We start from the raw sequence: 308 nt of genomic DNA, 5'->3' as shown, positions 1-308 counted from the left end.
GCCCTGCTGATCTTGAAAGTGCAAGTACAAACACAACTGCTGCTATAATTCCTGCCGCTATCATCTGCCGCCCCTCCTTTTCTGCTCCGCTTTCTTTCTCTGTTCCGTCTCCATCCGCCTGACATACTCACGAATGTCAATCAAATCCTCCAAGTCGTAGATTTTGGAACTCATGGCACGGTCAACATTTTCAGGGGTACATTCGCCATGCTCTGCCAGCGCTGCCATTACTTTCTGCCTGATTTCTTCCTGCACCGCATCCGGCATTGCTGCTATATAGTGTGGCGGCAGCTTTGTAATTTCTGTGA

General features: G+C 49.4%; 1 pseudogene. It reads right to left on the bottom strand.

The window, feature by feature from the left end:
- Window positions 1-60: 60 nt before the first annotated feature.
- Window positions 61-308: pseudogene (locus E5329_RS29530) on the bottom strand (hypothetical protein); the annotation flags it as partial.

Source organism: Petralouisia muris, assembly GCF_004793545.1.
Taxonomy (GTDB): Bacteria; Bacillota; Clostridia; order Lachnospirales; family Lachnospiraceae; genus Petralouisia; species Petralouisia muris.
The sequence above is the reverse complement of the archived record's forward strand: the minus strand, read 5'-3'. Positions and strand labels throughout refer to the sequence as shown.